This window comes from Duganella sp. sic0402, assembly GCF_019219065.1.
GTDB lineage: Bacteria > Pseudomonadota > Gammaproteobacteria > Burkholderiales > Burkholderiaceae_D > Rugamonas.
Genome location: NZ_JAHUWK010000005.1, coordinates 162,846 through 183,838, shown reverse-complemented (window position 1 = coordinate 183,838; position 20,993 = coordinate 162,846). Strand labels below are relative to the sequence as shown.

Genomic DNA, 20,993 nt, shown 5'->3' with positions numbered 1-20,993 from the left:
ATGAGAATGCGCAGCCGCTTTTTTTCGTCTGGACGTTTTCACTGGAGGCGTGATGCAATATTGGTTGATGAAGTCCGAGCCGGACGAGGTCAGCATTGATGATGTCATGGCGTCAAAGGATCAGACGACAGCGTGGTTTGGCGTGCGCAACTATCAGGCGCGCAATTTCATGCGTGATCAGATGCAGGTGGGCGATGGCGTGCTGTTTTACCACTCCAGCTGCCCGGAGCCGGGCATCGCGGGCCTGGCGGAGATAGTAAGTACTCCTTATCCGGACGCATCGCAGTTCGACGCCAAGGGTAAATACTATGACGCCAAGGCGACCCAGGCGCAGCCGCGCTGGATTTCAATCGATGTAAAGGGCACGCAGAAAACCCGTTTGTTGCCGCTGGCGGAAATGCGCACCATCACGGCATTGGAAGATATGGTGGTGCTGCAAAAGGGCAGCCGCCTGTCCATCACGCCGGTCACGCCGGCGCAATGGAAAGCCATCGTCAAGCTTTTGAAGCAATGAGCGGCGCGCGGCCACGCTGCTTCACTTTGTAGGCCCACACCAGCATGGCGATGGCGGCGATGACCATCGGCAGCGACAGCACCTGGCCGGAGGTGATCGGCAGACCGAGCACCGTGGTTTCCCAGTCCGGCGTGCGGAAGTATTCGGTGAAGAAGCGCGCGCAGCCGTACAGCAGCGTGTAGAAGGCGCCCACCGCCAGGCGCGGGCGCTCCTTGCGCGAGAACAGCCACAGGATCACAAACACCAGCAGGCCATCGATCAGCATCTGATAAATCGGCGACGGATGGCGCAGGCCTTCCAGGAACACCGGATTCGGATGCAGCGGGAAGTTGATGTTCGGCCACAGCATCGCCCATGGCAGCGATTGATCGCTGACCACCCGGCCCGGCAGCTCGGCGTTGATGAAGTTGCCCATGCGGCCGGCGGCGTAACCCAGCGGCACCAGCGGCGCGATAAAGTCATACACATCAAGGATGTTGCGCCCCACCTTGCGCGCCCACAGTGACATCGCTACCAGCACGCCGATAAAGCCGCCGTGGAAGGACATGCCGCCATGCCACACCTTGAAAATCTCGATCGGGTCGGAGAAGTATTTGACTGGTTCGTAGAACAGCACCTCACCCAGCCGGCCGCCGATGATCACGCCCATCATGCCGTAGAACAGCATGTCGTCCAGATCCTCTTTCCGCCAGTTCTGCGCGGCGATGTGCGGCTGTTTGATGCGCACGCGGCCCAGCGCGATGAACATGGCAAAGGCCAGCACATACATCAGGCCATACCAGTGGATAGCGACTGGGCCCAGCTGCAGGGCGATGGGATCGGGCATCGGGTGTATCAGCATATGACGTTCTTTCTCAGTAATTCCAAAAAGCCGTGCAGCACCGGCGAGGTGTTGTCGCGCCGCCAGGCCAGGCCGGTTTCGACCAGCGGCGTGGCGTGCGCCAGCGCCCGGTATTCTACCCCGGTCCGCATCAGGTTGGAGACTGACTGCGGTACCAGCGCCATGCCGATGCCGGCCGAGACCAGGCTGACGATGGTTTGCATCTGAATCGCTTCCTGGCCGATCTGCGGCGTGATGCCGGCTTCGCGGAACACGGACAGGATGGCGTCATGCAGCGCTGGCGAGATCACGCGCGGGAAGATGATCAGCGGCAGCGGTGGCAATGCCGACAGTGACAGCTTGCCTTTTTTCTTCAGCAGCGGCAGGCCGGAGGGCAGGGCCAGCACCAGCGGCTCGTTCAATACCGGCAGGTACTCCAGCGTGGCGCGCGCCTTGTCGGGCAGCGGCGGAATCAGCAGGCCGGCGTCGATGCGGTTATGCAGCAGGTCGTCCAGTTGCAGGTCGGAGGTGGCTTCCTGTAGCGTGATCTGCACTTGCGGGTACGCCGCGCGGTAGGCGCGCAGGAAGGGCGGCAGCACGCTGTAATCGGCCGAGGAGACGAAGGCCAGCGTCAGGCGGCCAGCTTCTCCGCCGGCCGCGCGCTGCACCAGCTGCGGCAGCTCCTGTGCTTGCGCCAGCAGGCGGCGGGCTTCCGGCAGCAGCGCCGCGCCGCCCGGCGTCAGCGTCACGCCACGGCGGTTGCGTTCGAACAGCGCCGCACCCAGCTCTTCCTCCAGCGCCTGTATGGTCTGCGACAGCGGTGGCTGCGTCATATGCAGACGCAGCGCTGCCTTGCCGAAGTGGAGTTCTTCGGCGACGGTGACGAAGTAGCGCAGTTGTCGCAGTTCCATATGGTTTACTATGTAATTTATGCTCTGTGATATTTTATACGACTCACAGTCGTGCAAATCATATATTTGACACGATGGCATGGGCGTCGCAAACTTCCATGCTAAGCCAGCTGCATTAAGCACGCCTTATCATTGGAGAAACACATCATGCCGCAATACCGTTCCCGCACCACCACCCATGGCCGCAATATGGCCGGCGCCCGCGCGCTCTGGCGCGCCACCGGCATGAAAGATGGCGATTTCGATAAGCCGATCGTCGCCGTGGTCAACTCCTTCACTCAGTTCGTGCCTGGCCACGTGCACCTGAAGGATCTGGGCCAGCTGGTGGCGCGCGAGATCGAAAAGGCCGGTGGTGTGGCCAAGGAATTCAACACCATCGCGGTGGACGACGGTATTGCCATGGGCCACGGCGGCATGCTGTATTCGCTGCCGTCGCGCGACCTGATCGCCGACTCGGTCGAGTACATGGTCAACGCCCACTGCGCTGATGCGATGGTGTGCATCTCCAACTGCGACAAGATCACGCCGGGCATGCTGATGGCCGCAATGCGCCTGAACATTCCGGTGATCTTCGTTTCCGGCGGCCCGATGGAAGCCGGCAAGGTGGTCAAGGTGGTCAACGGCGGCCAGAAGGTCATCAAGCTGGATCTGGTGGACGCGATGATCAAGGCTGGCGATACCACTGTCAGCGACGCCGACGTGGCGGAGATCGAGCGTTCGGCCTGTCCGACCTGCGGTTCCTGCTCGGGCATGTTCACCGCCAACTCGATGAACTGCCTGACCGAGGCGCTGGGCCTGTCGCTGCCGGGTAACGGCACCATCGTTGCCACCCACGCCGACCGCGAACAGCTGTTCCTGCGCGCCGGCCGTTTGATCGTTGAACTGGCCAAGCGCCACTACGAGCAGGACGACTATTCGATCCTGCCGCGCTCCATCGCCACCAAGTCGACCTGGGAAAACGCGATGGCGCTGGACGTGTCGATGGGCGGCTCGACCAACACCGTACTGCACTTGCTGGCGGCCGCGCACGAAGCGGGTGTGGACTTCACCATGGCCGACATCGACCGCATCTCGCGCAAAGTGCCATGCCTGTGCAAGGTCGCGCCGATGACGGACAAATTCCATATTGAAGACGTGCACCGCGCTGGCGGCATCATCTCGATTCTGGGTGAGCTGGCGCGGGCAGGTCTGCTGGACACCAGCCGTCCAACCATTCATGCGCCAACGCTGGCCGATGCGATCGAACGCAACGACATCAAACGCAGCGACGATCCGGCCGTGCACAAGCTGTTCAGCGCCGCGCCGGGCGGTGTGCCGACCCAGGTGGCGTTCTCGCAATCGGAGCGCTTTGCATCGCTGGATCTGGACCGCAGCACCGGCTGCATCCGCGACAAGGAACATGCTTACTCGCAGGACGGCGGTCTGGCGGTCCTGTACGGTAACCTGGCCGAGAAAGGCTGTATCGTCAAAACCGCTGGTGTGGATGAGAGCATTCTGAAGTTCAGCGGCAAGGCACGCGTGTTTGAATCGCAGGACGCGGCGGTGGAAGCCATTCTCGGCGATACCGTGCACGCCGGCGATGTGGTCATCATCCGTTACGAAGGCCCGAAAGGCGGCCCTGGCATGCAGGAGATGCTGTATCCGACGTCGTACATCAAGTCGAAGGGCTTGGGCAAGGCGTGCGCGCTGTTCACCGATGGCCGCTTCTCGGGTGGTTCGTCGGGCCTGGTGATAGGCCATGCTTCGCCGGAAGCGGCGGAAGGTGGCGCGATCGGTCTGGTGGAAGAGGGCGATATGATCGATATCGATATCCCTAACCGTACCATCGCCCTGCGCGTCACTGATGCTGAGCTGGCGGCGCGCCGCACAGCGATGGAAGCCAAGGGCGCCGATGCATGGCAGCCGGTCAACCGCGAGCGTTATGTCTCGCAAGCGCTGCAAGCGTATGCCGCGCTGACCACCTCCGCCGACCGCGGCGCGGTGCGCGACCTGTCGCAGCTGAAGCGCTGATCACTTCTTATCGAAGGTTTGTTTGACGCGTTCCTTGCGGCGCTTTTCGTCTTCGTTATGGGCTTTGCGTTTGTCAAAGCCCAGCATCGGCTCGATGAATTCGAACCACAGGAACGCGATCACCATCAGGGCGCCGATCGCCCACCATGACAGCTCGGCAAATCTCCATACCTCAAAATAGCGCAGCCCAACCAAAGCAACGATCAATAGGATCAGCGGCATGATGTTCTCCTTTGCTGCTATCTTACTCCACGTCGTCAACCTTTAACTTGACTTAAGCGTTAAATGAATAAGAGCAAAACGCGGTAGAATGGACTAGCACCATTGAGTAGCACTTTTACCTGGAGAACAAACAATGAAACGCAATTTGATGATGGTTGGGGTAGTTGTAGCCTCGGCATTCGCCTCGCAAGCCGCCATGGCTGACGCTGGCGGCGATCTGGCAAAGGCAAAAAATTGCATGGCTTGCCACGCTGTCGCCACCAAGCTGGTCGGTCCTGCCTACAAGGACGTGGCCGCCAAATACGCAGGCCAAAAAGACGCTGAAGCCAAACTGGTCACCAAAGTGATGAAGGGCGGTTCGGGCACCTGGGGTGCGATCCCGATGCCAGCCAACCCGCAGGTGAATGAAGCGGAAGCCAAGACCCTGGTGAAATGGGTGCTGTCGCAGAAATGAGCTGTGCCTTCGCCGTAAAAAAAGCGCCTTCAAGGCGCTTTTTTTACGTCAGCAGTAATCAATGGATCACTTCGATCTTGGTTTTCTTGCCATCCTTGTAGGTGAACAAGGTCAGCGCGCCGTCCTTGATGTCGCCCTTGTCGTCAAACGTGATCAGGCCGGTTACACCCTGGTATTTGATCTTCTGCAGCACCGGTAAATACTTGGCCGGCTGCGAGGACTTGGCTTCCTGCATGGCGGCGGCCATGGTCATCACCGCGTCGTACACATACGGCGAGTAGATCTGCACATCGGCATTGTACTTTTTCTTATAGCGTGCAACGAAGTCGTCCATGCCTTTTTGCTGCTCGGCAGTGACGCCGCCGGCTTCCGCGCAGGTGACGATGCCGTTGGCGTTGGCCGCGCCGGCCAGCTTCGGCAGCGATTCGGTGCAGATGCCGTCGCCGCCCATGTACTTGGCGTTGATGCCCAGCGCCTTCATCTGGCGCAGCAACGGACCACCCACCGAATCCATGCCGCCGAAGAAGACCAGCTCAGGATTCTTGGCCTTGATTTTGGTGAGGATGGCATTGAAGTCGGTGGCCTTGTCGTTGGTGAATTCCTTGGCGACGATCTCGACGCCCGGCAGCGCTTTCTTGGCGCCCTTGATGAACTCATCGGCGACGCCCTGGCCGTAGGCGGTGCGGTCGTCGATCACGGCGATCTTTTTCACGTTCAGCTTGGTGGTGGCGTAGCTGCCCAGCGAGCCGCCCAGCTTGGCGTCATTGGCGACCACGCGGAAGGCCGACTTGAAGCCCTGCTGGGTGTACTTGGTCTGGGTGGTGGCCGGCGAGATTTGCGGGATGCCGGCGTCGTGGTAAATCTTGGAGGCGGGGATGGAGGTGCCGGAGTTCAGGTGGCCGATTACGCCGTTGACCTTGGCGTCAACCAGCTTCTGCGCAACCGCCGTGCCTTGCTTGGGATCGCTGCCGTCGTCTTCCAGTTGCAGCACAAACTTGACCGGCTTGCCGTCGATCTTGATGCCCTTGGCGTTCAAATCTTCGACCGCCATTTTGGCGCCGTTTTCATTGTCCTTGCCAAGGTGGGCCGATGGACCGGAGACGGGGCCGACGTGGCCGATCTTGATCACTTCTTGCGCACCGGCGCTGCCGGCAAATGCCAGGGCGATGGCCAGAGGAATGAATTTGAACTGCATGTGCAATCTCCAATAGTTGTATGCAAGGCCACCAAGGTACAACAAAAAATTCGCCGCGCAAAGCGGCAAACAGGCGGTTTCGAACTTTTTTGGAGCGTTTCACTGATTTGATGCAGCGGTGCATCAGGGGAGTGCGATCCGTGCACCGCCATGCATCATGCGGCGCGCGGATCTGGCGGATTTACTTCTTTTGCGCTTGCAGATGGGTGAGCTCCTGCGTGACCGCACGCGAGACGATTTTCTCGATCGTGTCATGCAGGCCAATGCGGATTTCATTGGTCAGGTCATGCAGCGCATGGCTCAGCACTTCGGCCATGCTGTCCTTGATGCGCTGCTCCAGCACGAAGTCCACGCGCGATTGCAACTGGTGCATGATGCGCACCGACAGCCGGTGCTCCAGCACCGCCCATTCGGCGTCGCTCCAGCCGTCGATGGCGGCTGCTTCCAGCTCGGCGGCGGCCGATGGCGGCGGCGCCACAACGACAGCCGGCGCCTCGGCCGTCTGCTCCGCCTTCAATACTTCCGTCAGTACAGGGATGCTTGCGTCAAACGATGCTTGGCTCATGATTTACCTGCGACAAAGTGGGTAAGTGGATAGTCTTGCTGTTTGTATGCGACATAACGCTTGCGGCCGGCAGCCGCATCATCCTCTTCAGAGGAAATCACTTCGATCATGCGCGCGAACTGTGTCACATTACGTGGCGCCCGGCGCGACAGATTGACCAATAATTCTTTGTGCGTGTGTGGTAATTCCGCCTCATCATTGTTCGTCAGCAGGATCGGCGTGTGCGCCGCCAGCGCGTCCTCCGCCAACACGTGCGGCAAAAAGTCGGTGGCGGAAAATGTCCACATCGCCGCGTTAAGTTCCGCCAGTTGCGCGTCATCGTCGGTCATCAGCACCACCCGGTTATTACCGGCCCAGGCCTTGCGCACCAGGCGGCAGGCGTAGGCTATTTTGTCCGGGACATTGGTGTGAAAGTCGATGCGTGTCATGGCAAATCCAGTGTATGCGAAAACGCCGGAAAACGCTGGCATCGATGTTGCTACCGAGCGTATTCCGGCGAGGGAGGTAGGGCGAATTGTTACGCGGCCATGCCGCTGTGGCGCAGCAGCGCGTCGATGCTCGGCTCGCGGCCGCGGAAGGCGGTGAACGATTCCAGCGCCGGACGCGAACCGCCGACCGACAGGATTTCCGCCAGGTAGCGCTTGCCGGTTTCCGACACGGCGGCCGGGCCCAGCTTCTGCGCTTCTTCAAACGCGGCGTAGGCGTCGGCGGACAGCACCTCAGCCCATTTGTAGCTGTAGTAGCCAGCCGCATAGCCGCCGGCGAAGATGTGGCCGAAGGAGTTCTGGAAGCGGTTGAACGAGGGCGGGATTACCAGCGAGAACTGGCGGCGCACATCGTCGATCAGCTGCTGCACGGTCTGGCCGGTGCTGGCGTCGTAGTCATAGTGCAGGTGCATGTCCAGCAGCGAGAACTCGACCTGGCGCAGCGTTTGCAGGCCGGACTGGAAGTTCTTGGCGGCCAGCATCTTGTCGTACAGCGCGCGCGGCAGCGGTGCGCCGGTGACGGCGTGCGAGGTCATGTGCTCCAGCACTTCCCATTCCCAGCAGAAGTTTTCCATGAACTGCGATGGCAGCTCGACCGCATCCCATTCGACGCCGGAGATGCCGGACACGCCCAGCTCGTCCACTTGCGTCAGCATGTGGTGCAGGCCGTGGCCGAATTCATGGAACAGCGTGATCACTTCATCGTGGGTGAACAGCGATGGCTTGGCGACGCCGTCTTCCACCGCAGGTTCGGTGAAGTTGCAGGTCAGATAGGCGACCGGCGTTTGTATATTGGTGGCGTCGGCACGGCGGCCGCGCGCGTCGTCCATCCAGGCGCCGCCGGACTTGCCGGCGCGCGCGTACAGATCGAGATAGAACTGGCCGATCAGCTTGCCGTCGCGTTCGATGCGGAAGAAGCGCACGTCCTTGTGCCATACCGGCGCGTCATCCGGCTTGATCTCGACGTTGAACAGGTTCTGGATCTGGCGGAACAGGCCGTCGACCACTTTGTGCTCAGGGAAGTATTGCTTCACTTCCTGTGCGGAGAAGGCGTAGCGGGCTTCCTGCAGTTTTTCCGAGGCGTAGGGGATGTCCCAGGCTTTCAGGTCTGCTATGCCCAGCTCGTCCTTGGCGAAGCTGCGCAGCTCGGCCAGGTCTTTCTCGGCGAACGGGCGGGCACGCTTGGCCAGGTCTTCCAGGAAGGCGATCACTTCGTCAGGCGACTTGGCCATCTTCGGCACCAGCGAGACTTCGGCGAAATTGTTATAGCCGAGCAGCTTGGCTTCTTCGTCGCGCAGCTTCAGCAGGGTGACGATGTTCTGGGTGTTGTCCCACTCCTCCTTTTTGCTGAATACATCGCCTTGCTCGGAGGCTTTGGTGGCGTTGGCGCGGTAGATGGTTTCGCGCAGTTCGCGCTTGTCGGCGAATTGCAGGATCGGATAGTAGGACGGGAAGTGCAGCGAGAATTCCCAGCCTTGTTTTTCAGCTTTCTCGGCGGCTGCGCGGGCGGCGGCCTTGACATCGTCCGGCAGGCCGGCCAGGTCGGCTTCGTCGGTGACCAGCAGCTTGTAGTCGTTGGTGGCGTCCAGCACGTTTTCCGAGAAACGCGTGGAGGTCATCGCGTGTTCTTCCTGGATGGCGGCGAAGCGCGGCTTTTTATCTTCCGGCAGTTCGGCGCCGCCCATGCGGAAGTCGCGGATGGCGTTTTCAATGATGCGCTTGCGGGCCGGCGACAGGGTGTCGAACTCGGCCGAGGCGCGCAGCGCCTTGTATTTGGCGAACAGCGCTTCGTTCTGGCCCAGCTCGGTCCAGAATTCGGTCACTTTGGGTTGGTTTTCGTTGTAGACGGCGCGCAGTTCCGGCGTGTCCACCACGTTGTTCAGATGACTGACGATGCCCCAGGCGCGGCCCAGCAGCTCGGTGGCGTTCTCCAGCGGGGTGACGAAGCTGTCCCAGCTCACGTTGTCCGATGGCGCTTGCAGTTGCTCGGCCACGGCGCGGCTCTTGGCCAGCAGTTCGTCGATGGCCGGCGTCACGTGCTCCGGTTGGATGGCGTCAAAACGCGGCAGGCCGCTGAAGTCGAGCAGAGGGTTTTTGTCAGTCATCTTGTGGTCCTATATTGGTTATGCTGCGCGTTCAGCCGCTTCCACCGTGTTCATCAGCAGCATGGTGATGGTCATCGGGCCCACGCCGCCTGGCACAGGCGTGATGTGCGATGCCACTTCCTTGATGCCGTCGAAGTCCACGTCGCCGCACAGCTTGCCCTCGTCGTTACGGTTGATGCCGACGTCGATGACGATCGCGCCTGGCTTGACCATATCAGCAGTCAGGGTATTGCGGCGGCCGGTTGCGGCCACGACCACGTCCGCCTGGCGGGTGTAAACGCCGATGTCCGGGGTCGCACTATGGCAGATGGTGACGGTGGCGTTGGCTTGCAAGAGCAGCAGCGCCATCGGCTTGCCGACCGTGTTGGAACGGCCGATCACCACCGCATGCTTGCCGCGCAGGTCGACGCCAGTGCTTTCGATCAGCTTCATGCAGCCATATGGCGTGCATGGACGGAAACCGTCCAGGCCAGTCATCAGCTCGCCGGCGCTCAGCACCGCGTAGCCGTCCACGTCCTTCTTGACCGAAATCGCTTCGATCACTTTATGCGCGTTGATGTGTTTCGGCAGCGGCATCTGGACCAGAATGCCGTGGATCTTCGGATCGGCGTTCAGCGCGGCAATGCGCTCCAACAGCGCGGCTTCAGCCAGGTCGGCCGGGTATTCTTCCTTGAGCGAGTAGAAACCGGCGTCCTCGCACGCCTTGACCTTGTTGCGCACATACACATGGCTGGCCGGGTCGTCGCCGACAATGATCACTGCCAGGCCCGGCTGTTTGCCGGCGGCGGTGAGTTTTTCAGCACGTGCAGCAATTTCCGCGCGCAGTTTTTTGGAGAGGGCGATTCCGTCGATCAGTTGTGCAGACATGATTTAACCAGGGTGGTAGAGGGAGAACAGCATTATAAGGCCGCACAGCCCATCCCGCCGCGTTTTCAGCATCTGCCGCATGTTGCGCTGCACAAGGTTTTCATAGGGAAATTTCACAATGTAAAATGTCTTATCGCAATTTGAAAAAGCAAAAATAGGCTGCTAGAATCCCCACACGTCATCAAAGTAATAGTAAATAATCAGCAAACTCTTAACCCGAAAGCCGCATGGTTCGGGGCACATCTCAACTCAGGAGACTTAATACAATGTCAGCTCAACTTGACCAGGTAACGGCAAACACCGACCCGGATTCGCAAGAAACTAAAGAATGGTTGGATTCCCTGGCCTCAGTGCTGGAACAAGAGGGTCCTGAGCGTGCTCACTACCTGCTGGAGCGTCTGATTGACCTGGCCCGCCAAAGCGGCTCGGACATCCCGTTCTCGGCCAATACGGCTTACGTCAACACCATTCCACTGTCGCAGGAGCAACACTGCCCAGGCAATCTGGAATACGAAGAAAAACTGCGCTCGTGGATGCGCTGGAACGCCATGGCGATGGTGGTCAAGGCCAACCGCGTTGACGGCGATCTGGGCGGTCACCTGTCCTCGTTCGCCTCGCTGGCCAATATGCTGGGCATCGGCTTCAACCACTTCTGGAAAGCACCGAGCGAAAACCACGGCGGCGACCTGTTGTACATCCAGGGCCACTCGTCGCCTGGCGTTTACGCGCGTGCCTTCCTGGAGGGGCGCCTGAGCGAAGACCAACTGCTGCACTTCCGTCGCGAAGTCGACGGTGGCGGCCTGTCGTCGTACCCGCACCCGAAACTGATGCCGAACTTCTGGCAGTTCCCGACCGTGTCGATGGGCCTGGGCCCGCTGATGGCCATCTATCAGGCACGCTTCCTGAAGTACCTGCACGCCCGCTCGATCGCCGACACCACCGACCGCAAGGTCTGGGCATTCTGCGGCGACGGCGAGATGGACGAGCCGGAATCGCTGGGCGCGATCGGCATGGCCGCGCGCGAGAAGCTGGACAATCTGGTCATCGTGGTCAACTGCAACCTGCAACGCCTGGACGGTCCGGTGCGCGGCAACGGCAAGATCATCCAGGAACTGGAAGGCGAATTCCGTGGCGCCGGCTGGAACGTGGTCAAAGTCATCTGGGGCCCAGGCTGGGACGCGCTGCTGCAACAGGATAAAGAAGGCATCCTGCGCAAAGTGATGATGGAAACCGTCGACGGCGAATACCAGAACTACAAGGCCAAAGACGGCGCCTACGTGCGCAAGCACTTCTTCGGCAAGCATCCTAAGCTGCTGGAGATGGTTGCCAACATGACCGACGACGACATCTGGCGCCTGACCCGTGGCGGCCACGATCCGCACAAGATCTACGCTGCGTTCAAGGTCGCACAGGAACACAAAGGCCAACCGACCGTCCTGCTGGTGAAAACCATCAAGGGCTTCGGCATGGGCAAGCACGGCGAAGCACGCAACACCGCGCACAACACCAAGAAGCTGACCGACGAAGCCGTCCGCGAGATGCGCGACCGCTACTCGATCCCGATTCCGGACGACCAGCTGGCCGACATCCCGTTCTACAAGCCAGCCGATGACGCACCTGAAATCAAGTATCTGCACGAGCGCCGCGCCGCGCTGGGCGGCTACCTGCCGGCCCGTCGCCAGCAGGCCGACGAGAAACTGACCGTACCACCGCTGACCGCTTTCCAGAATGTGCTGGACGCGACTGCGGAAGGCCGCGAAGTGTCGTCGACCCAGGCATACGTGCGTATCCTGACCACGCTGCTGAAAGATTCCAGCGTTGGCCCACGCATCGTGCCGGTACTGGTCGATGAATCGCGTACCTTCGGTATGGAAGGCCTGTTCCGTCAGGTTGGTATCTTCAACCAGCAAGGCCAGTTGTACGAGCCAGTCGATAAAGACCAGGTGATGTACTACCGCGAAGACAAAGCCGGTCAGATCCTGCAGGAAGGTATTAACGAAGCTGGCGGCATGAGCTCGTGGATCGCTGCGGCGACCTCGTACTCGACCAACAACCGCGTGATGATCCCGTTCTATACCTACTACTCGATGTTCGGTATGCAGCGTATCGGCGATCTGGTGTGGGCAGCGGCCGACATGCGCGCTCGCGGCTTCCTGATGGGCGGCACTGCCGGCCGTACCACGCTGAACGGTGAAGGCCTGCAGCACGAAGATGGCCACAGCCATCTGTTCGCAGCGGCTGTGCCGAACTGCATGCCGTATGACCCGACCTTCGGTCACGAGCTGGCAGTGATTATCCAGGATGGTATGCGCCGCATGGTGGAAGAACAGGAAGACGTGTTCTACTACATCACCATCATGAACGAAAACTACCCGCACCCAGGCATCAAGCCGGGCCAGGAAGAGGGCATCCTGAAGGGTATGTACCTGCTGCAGGAAGGCGACAAGAAAGCCAAGCAGCGCGTGCAGCTGATCGGTTCCGGCACCATCCTGCGCGAGTCGCTCTTCGCTCAGGAACTGCTGTTGAACGATTGGGGCATTGCTGCCGACGTGTGGTCCGCTCCTTCGCTGACGCTGGTGGCGCGCGACGGCCAGGACGCCGAGCGCTGGAATCTGGTCAACCCGACCGCAGAGCAGCGCGTGCCTTACGTGGCGCAACTGCTGAAGGATACGCAAGGTCCGATCGTGGCGACCACCGACTACATGCGCGCGTTTGCTGAGCAGATCCGCGCCTTCATTCCGAAGGATCGCACCTACCGCGTGCTGGGCACCGATGGTTTCGGCCGTTCGGACAGCCGCGCCAAGCTGCGCGAGTTCTTTGAGGTGAACCGTTACTACATCACGGTTGCCGCACTGAAGTCGCTGTCGGAAGAAGGCAAGGTCGATGTCAAAGTGGTTGAGCAAGCGATTGCCAAGTACAACCTCGATCCGAACAAACCAAATCCGGTGACCCAATAATCCGCTTAGAAAAAAATACGGAGCAAACGCTATGAGCATTGTGGAAGTTAAAGTCCCGGATATCGGCGATTTCAAGGAAGTTGAGATCATCGAAGTGATGGTCAAGGTCGGCGACACCATCAAGGTGGATCAGTCGCTGATCACCGTTGAATCGGATAAGGCCAGCATGGAGATCCCTTCGTCCGCCGCTGGCGTGGTGAAAGAGATCAAGGTAAAAGTCGGCGAAAAGGTCGCAATGGGTTCGCTGGTGCTGCTGGTGGAGGCCGATGGCGCCGCCGCAGCGCCAGCCGCTGCTGCTGCTGCTGCTGCTGCCCCGGCGCCTGCGCCGGTAGCTGCCGCCGCACCGGCCCCTGCACCTGCGCCAGCCGCCGCTCCTGCGGCCGCCGCTGGCCCGGTCGATATCAAAGTGCCGGACATCGGCGACTTCAAGGAAGTGGAAGTCATCGAAGTCATGGTCAAGGTGGGCGACACCATCAAGGTCGACCAGTCGCTGCTGACCGTTGAGTCGGACAAGGCGTCGATGGAGATCCCGTCGTCGCACGCCGGCGTGGTGAAGGAAGTTAAAGTCAAAGTCGGCGACAAGGTTGCCATGGGCTCGCTGGTGTTCGTGGTCGAGGCCACCGGCGGTCCGGTGAGCGCCGCTGCCGCGCCTACCAGCGCTGCGCCATCGCCTGCAACTGCTGCCGCACCTGCACCGGCCCCTGCTGCAGCACCGTCGCCAGCCCCAGCCGCATCGCAAGGCTCGGTCCAAACTGGCAAGCTGGCGCACGCTTCGCCATCGATCCGCAAGTTCGCCCGCGAACTGGGCGTGGATCTGGGCAAAGTGCCAGGCTCCGGTCCGAAAGGCCGCATCACCCAGATCGACGTGCAGAACTACGTCAAGGGCGTGATCGCTGGTACCGTCGCTTCGCCGGCAGCTGCTGGTGGCGCCGTCGGAGGCGGCGGCAACTTCAGCGTGCTGCCATGGCCGTCGCTGGACTTCAGCAAATTCGGCGAAACCGAACTGCTGCCGCTGTCGCGCATCAAAAAGATCTCCGGTCCTAACCTGCACCGCAACTGGGTGCAGATCCCGCACGTCACGCAGTTCGACGACGCTGACATTACCGATCTGGAAGCCTTCCGCGTTGAATCCAACGCCGCTACCGCCAAGAACAAGGACGCGACCAAGCTGACCATGCTGGCCTTCGTCATCAAGGCATCGGTCGCCGCGCTGAAGAAATTCCCGACCTTCAATTCGTCGCTGGACGAAAAGGGCGAGAACCTGATTCTGAAGAAGTATTACAACATCGGCTTCGCGGCCGATACGCCGAACGGCCTGGTAGTGCCAGTGATCAAAAACGCCGACCAGAAATCGGTGACGCAGATCGCCAAGGAAATGACCGAGCTGTCGCTGCAAGCGCGCGAAGGCAAGCTGAAACCGACCGATATGCAAGGCGCGACCTTCACCATTTCGTCGCTGGGCGGCATTGGTGGCACGCACTTCACGCCGATCGTCAACGCGCCGGAAGTGGCGATCCTGGGCCTGTCCAAGGCATCGCTGAAGCCGGTCTGGGATGGCAAGGCCTTCCAGCCTCGCCTGCTGATGGGTACCTCGCTGTCCTACGACCACCGCGTGGTCGATGGCGCAATGGGCGCTCGCTTCTCCGTGTACCTGAGCGAAGTGCTCGGCGACATGCGCAAAATTCTGCTGTAAGGAGCCAATATGAGCACAGAAGTGAAAGTGCCGAATATCGGCGACTTTGCAGAGGTCGAAGTGATCGAGGTGATGGTCAAGGTGGGCGATACGATCAAGACCGATCAGTCGCTGATTACCGTTGAATCGGACAAGGCCAGCATGGAAATCCCGTCGTCGCATAGCGGCGTGGTGAAGGAAGTGCGTGTCAAGGTCGGCGACAAGGTCAAGGAAGGCGTGGCGCTGCTGGTGGTTGATGCCACCGAAGGTGCTGCGGCTGCTCCGGCTGCCGCGACTGCTCCGGCCGCCGTGGCGCCCGCCGCAGCGCCAGCATCGGCTCCGGCGCCAGCCGCGCCGATCGCCGCGCCAGCCGGCAGCAGCTACACCGGCCAGGTCGACATCGACTGCGACATGATGGTGCTGGGCTCCGGTCCTGGCGGCTACTCGGCGGCATTCCGTGCCTCCGATCTGGGCCTGAACACGGTGCTGGTCGAGCGTTACGATGTGCTGGGCGGCGTCTGCCTGAACGTCGGCTGCATCCCGTCGAAAGCGCTGCTGCACGTGGCTGCCGTGATCGACGAGACGTCGCACATGGCCAAGACCGGTGTGACCTTCGCCAAGCCGACCATCGACATCGACCAGGTGCGCAAGCACAAGGAAAGCGTGATCAAGAACATGACCAACGGTCTGGCCGGCATGGCCAAGGCCCGCAAGACGCAGGTAGTCACCGGCGTCGGCCAGTTCCTGAGTGCTAACCACATCGAAGTCACCGCCAACGATGGCTCGAAAAAAGTTGTGCAGTTCAAGCAGGCGATCATCGCCGCCGGTTCGTCGGTGGTGAAACTGCCGTTCGTGCCGGAAGATCCGCGCATCGTCGATTCGACCGGCGCGCTGGAACTGCGCCAGATCCCGAAACGCATGCTGGTCATCGGCGGCGGCATCATCGGCCTGGAAATGGCCACCGTGTACTCGACCTTCGGCGCGCGCATCGACGTGGTCGAAATGATGGACGGCCTGATGCAAGGCGCCGACCGCGATGCGGTCAAGGTCTGGCAGAAGTACAACGAAGCCCGCTTCGATAACATCATGACCAAGACCAAAACGGTCGCGGTTGAAGCGCTGCCGGAAGGGATTAAGGTCACTTTCGAGGCTGCGGAAGCCGGCGCCACCGCGCCTGCGCCGCAGGTCTACGATCTGGTGCTGGTGGCTGTGGGCCGTAGCCCGAACGGCAAGAAGATCGCTGCCGACAAGGCCGGCGTGATCGTTACCGATCGCGGCTTCATCCCGGTCGACAGCCAGATGCGCACCAACGTGCCAAACATCTTCGCCATCGGCGACCTGGTGGGCCAGCCGATGCTGGCGCACAAGGCGGTGCACGAAGGCCACGTCGCTGCGGAAGCGGCAGCGGGCCAGAAGTCGCATTTCGATGTGAAGGTGATTCCATCGGTGGCCTACACCGATCCGGAAGTGGCGTGGGTCGGCATTACCGAAGACGAAGCCAAAGCCAAGGGCATCAAGATCGAGAAGGGTCACTTCCCTTGGGCAGCGAGCGGCCGCGCCGTGGCCAATGGCCGCGCCGAAGGCTTCACCAAGCTGCTGTTCGATGCTGAGACGCACCGCATCATCGGCGGCACCATGGTCGGCACGCACGCTGGCGACATGATAGGTGAAATCGCGCTGGCGATCGAAATGGGCGCCGACGGCACCGACATCGGCAAGACCATCCACCCGCACCCAACGCTGGGCGAGTCGATCGGCATGGCGGCGGAAGTCTACGAAGGCGTCTGCACCGACCTGCCACCGCCACGCAAGCGCTAAGCACAGCAGCATCATCAAAGCCGGGACTTGTTCCCGGCTTTTTTACGCCCTCAGCGCAGCACCATCACCGGCGGCTGCAATCCCAAAGCCGCCACCCGCCTTGCGAACTTGCGATCATCAAAAGACGCCATGCATTTTTATATGCGTCAAACTTAGCATATGCTGAAAAGCTAAGACGACCGCCGCGCGCTCTACCTTGTATCGCTTCCGCATGAGCCACTCTAGTTCGATAATGACTGTCTTGCAGACGACGAGTGGTTGGCCTGAATCCGGCTTAGCGCGTCAGGCGGTAGAGCAGGATGGCGGTGCGGATGGTGGCGCGTTCGATGGAGGCGATTTCCAGGTCTTCGTCGGGCGAGTGGGCGCCGTTGCCGGTGGCGCCGAGGCCGTCCAGGCTGTCCAGCAGCGGCGCGACGAATTGCACGTCGCCGGCGCCGCGCTGGCCCGGCGGCAGGGCGGGAATGTCGCCCAGGCCGGCGTCCTTGCTGGCTTGCGAGTAGACCTTCAGCAGCGCCAGGTTGCCATCGGTCGGCGACATCGGCGGATAGGCGTCGCGGAAAGTGATGCTGGCGCTGGTGCCCGGCAGATTCTGCGCGACGATGGCCTTCATCTTGGCATGCGCGCGGTCGCGTTGCGCGTAGCTGAGGTAGCGCAAATCGCCTTCCACGGTCGCTGTGCGCGCGATCACATTGCTCTTGCCGGACGCCTGGCCGGCCGTGCCCAGCGCGTCGGCGCCGGCATCGGTGCCGCCGACGATCAGGCCCGGACTGAAGGTCAGGTCCGGCTCGATCACCTGCTGGCGGAAGCCGTCCAGTATCCGCGCCGCTTCGTAGATCGCGCCGTAGCCGGCGCTGTCGCTGAACACGCCGCTGGAGTGGCCCTGCTTGCCGCTGACTTTCAGCTCCCAAGAAGACGCCGCGCGGCGGCCGATGGTGCCGGTGTCGCGGCCGTCCTGGTCGCGTACGGTCGCCTCGAAGGCCAGCGCGATATCGCTGCGCTTGGCGGCGTTGACCATGTCGGCGCGCGAGATTGCGATCGGCTCGCCGGCATTCTCTTCGTCGCCGGTGAAGATCACGGTGATGCTGGTGTTGTCCAGCGCGCCCACGCGATGCAGCGCCCGCAGCGCTTCGATGATGATGACGTCGCCGCCTTTCATGTCGTTGACGCCCTGGCCGCGCACCCGGTCGCCATGGCGCTGCCACAGCTGCACCGGGCTGTCCTTCTCGAACACCGTATCCAGATGGCCGATCAGCAGCAAGCGTTTGCCCTGCTTGCCCTCGCGCGCGGCGATCAGGTGGCCGGCGCGCTGCATGGCCGGCGGCATCTCGGCCCAGCGCGTGGCAAAGCCCAGCTGCGCGAACTGCTCGCCAAACAGCTTGCCGACCGCGCGCACGCCCTCGTGATTCATGGTGCCGCTGTTGATGTTGACCGAGCGCTCCAGCAGCGTCAGGCCTTGCGCCGAATGTGCCTTCACTTCGGCGACAATTTTCTGCTCGGTGGCCGACAGGCCATCAGCACGCGCAGAGTCCAGCGTCAGCGCCAAAGCCAGGACTGCGAAAGCAAGCGGTTGCAACTTCATGTGGGCTCCTGTAGATGGTCTGGTGTCGATTGTAGCTCAGCCTTGCGCCGAGGCGGGCAGGCCGAATACGCGGTCGAACGCCAGCGCGAACAGGTAGGTATAGACCATGAAGAACAGCAGCAGGCCAATATCCAGCAGCAGCGCTTCCCACAGCGAGATGTTCAGCCACCACGCGAACAGCGGCACCAGCATCACCACCAGTCCGCCTTCAAAGCCGATGGCGTGCAGCGCGCGCCGCTTCCAGTCGCGGCCGCGCGTCGGCTGGCGCGCCTCCCATGCTTCAAACGCGTGGTTGAACATCAGGTTCCAGATGAAGGCGATGGTCGAGGAGGCCACGGCCGCCACGCCGGCATGGCCCGCCTCGTGGCCGGCGCCCAGCATCAGCAGGCTGGTGGTCAAGCCGATGGCAATCAGTTCAAACAGCGACGCGTAGACGATTTTTCTTTTCAGGCCTTGCATGATGTTTCCTTTCTAATGACAACAGCCTGCATGGTATGGGGGTTTTTCTGATTGAAAAAGTCGGCAGCTTTCAGTTTTTCTGATAGATTGGCGGAATGGCTTTTTCCTCGGATAACGTCGCGGTGTTTCTGGCCGTGCTGGACCACGGCTCGTTCTCGGCCGCCGCGCGCGCGCTGGGACGGGTGCCGTCGGCCGTCAGTATGAGCATCGCCCATCTGGAGGCGGAGCTGGGCATCGCGCTGTTTGAGCGCAGTTCGCGCGAGGTGCGGCCCACCGAGTCGGCGCGCGCGCTGGAGGCGGAGGCGCGCCAGATGGCCGGCCAGCTGCGCCGCTTGCAGGCGCACGCGCTGTCGCTGCATCAGGGCCTGGAACGGCGGCTGACGCTGGCGGTGGCGCCGGAACTGCTGTCGGCGCCGTGGAGCGATCCGCTGGCGCGGCTGGCGCAGGAGTTCCCAGCGCTGGAGGTGGAGGTGCTGTCGGCGCCGCAGGATGACGCGCTGCGCATGCTGCATGACGGCGCGGCCCAGCTGGCGCTGCTGTACGAGCGGCCCAGCGTTGATGAGCACGAAAGCTTCCAGGAGCTGGGCAGCGAACTGCTGGTGCCGGTGATTTCGCCGCGCCATCCGCTGGCGCTGGAACGCCACGGCGGCTGGCGGCTGGAGGACCTGGTCGACCTGCGCCAGATCGCCATCTTCAGCCGCGCGGTGCGCGAGGCCGATCAGCGCGTGCTGATCTCGCGCAAGCTGTGGCGCACCGACAGCCATCTGGCCACGCTGGGCCTGGTGCGCGCAGGCCTGGGCTGGGCCTATCTGCCGCGCCGGCTGGCGCAGCCGCTGCTCGATAGCGGCGAGCTGCTCGGCATCCGATTTGCCCATATGAGCAGCGAGCTGCGGCTGTGGGTGGACCTGGTGTGGGTCAACGACCGCCCGCTGGGTCTGGGCGCCAAGCGGCTGATCGCGCTGATGCAGGATATCGCCGGTTTGGAGGCGCGTCCGCCGCAGAAGTGATACTCTGCTGTTTTTGCACCTTTGGAGTTTCCGATATGCGTTTGATGAAGATTGCCCTGGTGGTTGCCGGCCTGTGCGCCGCGACCGCTTTTGCCTCGCCGACCGCGCCGCGCAACGGCGCCGAATACACCACCCTGAAAACCCCGCAGCCGGTGCAGGCGCAGGGCAAGAAGGTGGAAGTGATCGAATTCTTTATGTACCACTGCCCGGCGTGTTACGCGCTGGAGCCGGACATGGTGGCCTGGGTCAAGAAGCAGGGCGACAGCATCGTGTTCCGCCGCGTCCATCTGCCGCTGACCGGCGAGAACGACCCGGAAGCGCATCTGTTCCTGACGCTGGAGGCGATGAAGCTGGAAGAGCAGCTGCACGCCAAGGTGCTGAGCACCTGGCACGTCGAGCGCAAGCGCCTGAAGTCGGACGCCGACAATATCGACTGGGCGGTCAAGAACGGCATCGACAAGGAGAAGTTCACCGCCACCTACAATTCGTTCGCGGTGATGACCCGTCTGAAGAACGCCGGCCGCGTGGCGGGTACCTATGAAGTCAACAGCACCCCGACGCTGATCGTCGATGGCCGTTTCCTGACTACGCCGGCACAGATCGACACCGCCAATCCGGGCACGCCGCGCAACCAGCTGAACGCCGCCACGCTGCAGGTGCTGGACGCGCTGGTCGCCCAGGCGCGCGCTGGCAAGAAGTAACGCCTACAGGTGACACTGGTACAGGTGGGAGGCGTGCTGCACGCCGTTCACCTGCACCACATGCGGCGCCGCCAGCGCGTCGCGGCTGAAACCGGCTTTCTCCAGGATGCGCCGCGAGCCCAGGTTCTGCGGCGAGATCCACGCATTCAGGATGCGCAGCTGATACTGCTGGCGCGCCAATCCCATCAGATGGTCCAGTGCACGGCTGCCCAGGCCCTGCCGCGCCTGCGCGTGACCGATGCGGTAGCCCACTTCGCCGACGCCATTGCTGCGGTCAATCTTGCGCAGATTGGCGCGGCCGATGATGGCGCTGCCGTCGTCGCTGGTCAGCACGCACGGATGCAGCGTGCCGGCCGCATGCTCAGCTAGGTAGTCGGCGATGTGGCTGGCCACGCCGGCCGGCGTGTAGAACGCCGTTGCGCGCGCTTCCACGTGCTGCTCGAACCAGCTGCGGTTGTCCAGCTCGAACGCCAGCAGGCGGGTCACGTCGGCGGCTTGCAGGGTGCGCAGATTCATGGTCGTTGGCAGTGATGTCGGTGTCATGAAGTATAGAGCAAACGGGATGGTGTCGCGTTTGTCTGTAGCGCGAATGTGCTACAGACAATGTCGCTACCTGTTATTAGAATCCGGCTCCTTCATACCATCCTCGCAA

At 61.8% G+C, this 20,993-nt stretch carries 19 protein-coding genes; 8 read left to right on the top strand and 11 right to left on the bottom strand.

From position 1 onward, the window contains the following. The first annotated feature begins 52 nt into the window (after positions 1 to 52). Complete coding sequence (locus KW842_RS14815; protein ID WP_218304876.1) at positions 53 to 514, top strand: EVE domain-containing protein; 462 nt, start codon at positions 53 to 55, stop codon at positions 512 to 514. On the opposite strand, the gene lgt is transcribed toward KW842_RS14815, so the two are convergent. Together lgt and KW842_RS14805 are read right to left on the bottom strand one after the other, a co-directional pair. Further along, complete coding sequence (lgt, locus tag KW842_RS14810) at positions 495 to 1,355, bottom strand: prolipoprotein diacylglyceryl transferase (RefSeq protein ID WP_218304875.1); 861 nt, start codon at positions 1,353 to 1,355, stop codon at positions 495 to 497. The two genes, KW842_RS14815 and lgt, sit on opposite strands and share 20 nt — an antisense overlap. Next, a complete protein-coding gene (locus KW842_RS14805) occupies positions 1,349 to 2,245 on the bottom strand; it encodes a LysR family transcriptional regulator (RefSeq protein ID WP_218304874.1) in 897 nt (298 codons plus the stop codon). The genes lgt and KW842_RS14805 overlap by 7 nt, the downstream gene beginning before the upstream one ends. A gap of 147 nt (positions 2,246 to 2,392) precedes the next feature. Here KW842_RS14805 and ilvD point away from each other — a divergent pair, with 147 nt between their 5' ends. Next, positions 2,393 to 4,255: a dihydroxy-acid dehydratase gene (gene ilvD, locus KW842_RS14800; RefSeq protein WP_218304873.1), complete on the top strand. Its 1,863-nt coding sequence runs from the start codon at positions 2,393 to 2,395 to the stop codon at positions 4,253 to 4,255. On the opposite strand, the gene KW842_RS14795 is transcribed toward ilvD, so the two are convergent. Then, positions 4,256 to 4,477 (bottom strand): TIGR04438 family Trp-rich protein, encoded by a 222-nt coding sequence (locus tag KW842_RS14795; protein ID WP_218304872.1) that lies wholly within the window; start codon positions 4,475 to 4,477, stop codon positions 4,256 to 4,258. A gap of 133 nt (positions 4,478 to 4,610) precedes the next feature. On the opposite strand from KW842_RS14795, the gene KW842_RS14790 reads away from it, so the two are divergent. Beyond that, positions 4,611 to 4,931 carry a c-type cytochrome gene (locus tag KW842_RS14790; RefSeq protein WP_218304871.1) on the top strand — a complete coding sequence of 107 codons (321 nt, stop codon included), beginning with the start codon at positions 4,611 to 4,613 and terminating at the stop codon, positions 4,929 to 4,931. 58 nt (positions 4,932 to 4,989) lie between these two features. On the opposite strand, the gene KW842_RS14785 is transcribed toward KW842_RS14790, so the two are convergent. From KW842_RS14785 to folD, 5 genes are all read right to left on the bottom strand, one after another. Continuing rightward, the gene (locus KW842_RS14785; protein WP_218304870.1) at positions 4,990 to 6,126 is read right to left on the bottom strand and encodes a branched-chain amino acid ABC transporter substrate-binding protein; all 1,137 of its coding nucleotides are present in this window, start codon (positions 6,124 to 6,126) and stop codon (positions 4,990 to 4,992) included. A 181-nt stretch (positions 6,127 to 6,307) separates the two neighbouring features. Then, entirely contained in the window at positions 6,308 to 6,691 is a 384-nt protein-coding gene (locus KW842_RS14780; RefSeq protein ID WP_218304869.1) for a hypothetical protein, read from the bottom strand. After that, entirely contained in the window at positions 6,688 to 7,119 is a 432-nt protein-coding gene (locus KW842_RS14775) for a DNA polymerase III subunit chi (protein ID WP_218304868.1), read from the bottom strand. Before KW842_RS14775 ends, KW842_RS14780 begins: the two co-directional genes overlap by 4 nt. Before the next feature lie 89 nt (positions 7,120 to 7,208). Beyond that, a complete protein-coding gene (locus tag KW842_RS14770) occupies positions 7,209 to 9,281 on the bottom strand; it encodes a M3 family metallopeptidase (RefSeq protein ID WP_218304867.1) in 2,073 nt (690 codons plus the stop codon). A gap of 18 nt (positions 9,282 to 9,299) precedes the next feature. After that, a complete protein-coding gene (gene folD, locus KW842_RS14765; RefSeq protein WP_218304866.1) occupies positions 9,300 to 10,148 on the bottom strand; it encodes a bifunctional methylenetetrahydrofolate dehydrogenase/methenyltetrahydrofolate cyclohydrolase FolD in 849 nt (282 codons plus the stop codon). A 266-nt stretch (positions 10,149 to 10,414) separates the two neighbouring features. Here folD and aceE point away from each other — a divergent pair, with 266 nt between their 5' ends. From aceE to lpdA, 3 genes are read left to right on the top strand one after another with little or no spacing between them, the layout of a single operon-like run. Continuing rightward, positions 10,415 to 13,105 carry a pyruvate dehydrogenase (acetyl-transferring), homodimeric type gene (gene aceE, locus KW842_RS14760; protein WP_218304865.1) on the top strand — a complete coding sequence of 897 codons (2,691 nt, stop codon included), beginning with the start codon at positions 10,415 to 10,417 and terminating at the stop codon, positions 13,103 to 13,105. A 31-nt stretch (positions 13,106 to 13,136) separates the two neighbouring features. Further along, the gene (gene aceF, locus KW842_RS14755) at positions 13,137 to 14,798 is read left to right on the top strand and encodes a dihydrolipoyllysine-residue acetyltransferase (protein WP_218304864.1); all 1,662 of its coding nucleotides are present in this window, start codon (positions 13,137 to 13,139) and stop codon (positions 14,796 to 14,798) included. Between the two features lie 9 nt (positions 14,799 to 14,807). Then, complete coding sequence (gene lpdA, locus KW842_RS14750; RefSeq protein WP_218304863.1) at positions 14,808 to 16,595, top strand: dihydrolipoyl dehydrogenase; 1,788 nt, start codon at positions 14,808 to 14,810, stop codon at positions 16,593 to 16,595. Positions 16,596 to 16,869: 274 nt separating this feature from the next. On the opposite strand, the gene KW842_RS14745 is transcribed toward lpdA, so the two are convergent. Beyond that, entirely contained in the window at positions 16,870 to 18,174 is a 1,305-nt protein-coding gene (locus KW842_RS14745; RefSeq protein WP_218304862.1) for a M20/M25/M40 family metallo-hydrolase, read from the bottom strand. A 36-nt stretch (positions 18,175 to 18,210) separates the two neighbouring features. Further along, on the bottom strand, positions 18,211 to 18,633 hold the full coding sequence (locus KW842_RS14740) for a PACE efflux transporter (protein WP_218304861.1): 423 nt from the start codon (positions 18,631 to 18,633) through the stop codon (positions 18,211 to 18,213). A 95-nt stretch (positions 18,634 to 18,728) separates the two neighbouring features. Between KW842_RS14740 and KW842_RS14735 the strand changes: the two genes are divergently transcribed. Together KW842_RS14735 and KW842_RS14730 are read left to right on the top strand one after the other, a co-directional pair. Further along, positions 18,729 to 19,640 carry a LysR family transcriptional regulator gene (locus KW842_RS14735; protein ID WP_218304860.1) on the top strand — a complete coding sequence of 304 codons (912 nt, stop codon included), beginning with the start codon at positions 18,729 to 18,731 and terminating at the stop codon, positions 19,638 to 19,640. 35 nt (positions 19,641 to 19,675) lie between these two features. Further along, positions 19,676 to 20,341 carry a thiol:disulfide interchange protein DsbA/DsbL gene (locus KW842_RS14730; RefSeq protein ID WP_218304859.1) on the top strand — a complete coding sequence of 222 codons (666 nt, stop codon included), beginning with the start codon at positions 19,676 to 19,678 and terminating at the stop codon, positions 20,339 to 20,341. Between the two features lie 3 nt (positions 20,342 to 20,344). On the opposite strand, the gene KW842_RS14725 is transcribed toward KW842_RS14730, so the two are convergent. After that, the gene (locus KW842_RS14725) at positions 20,345 to 20,857 is read right to left on the bottom strand and encodes a GNAT family N-acetyltransferase (protein WP_218304858.1); all 513 of its coding nucleotides are present in this window, start codon (positions 20,855 to 20,857) and stop codon (positions 20,345 to 20,347) included. Positions 20,858 to 20,993 lie beyond the last annotated feature (136 nt).